This window comes from Bacillus sp. SIMBA_031 (genome assembly GCF_046535225.1).
Classification (GTDB): domain Bacteria; phylum Bacillota; class Bacilli; order Bacillales; family Bacillaceae; genus Bacillus; species Bacillus velezensis.
The window spans coordinates 1-256 of sequence record NZ_JAWRXC010000435.1; the positions used below are offsets into that span (position 1 = coordinate 1).

Sequence of the window (256 nt, forward strand, 5' to 3'; positions counted from 1 at the left end):
GTATCCGCATCATCGAACTCGGCCGCCCGCTCGATGACGCGGTTCCGCGCAGCGGATGGAGCCCGGGCGTCAGCCTCGAAAGAACTGCCACACACGTGGAAGACGTACGCGACGACGGGCTCTCGGTCTGCAGCGACCGGCTCACGATGGGCACCCACGTCGGCACACACATCGATGCCCTCGGCCACGTCGCCTGCAGCGGGGAACTCCACGGCTCAGTGAAGGCCGCGTCCGAGGCCGGGCTACGGCTGGAGGC

At 68.8% G+C, this 256-nt stretch carries 1 protein-coding gene; it reads left to right on the forward strand.

The genetic code is table 11. From position 1 onward, the window contains the following. On the forward strand, window positions 1–256 hold a 256-nt coding region (locus SB724_RS20940; protein WP_410572884.1), incomplete at both ends, for a cyclase family protein.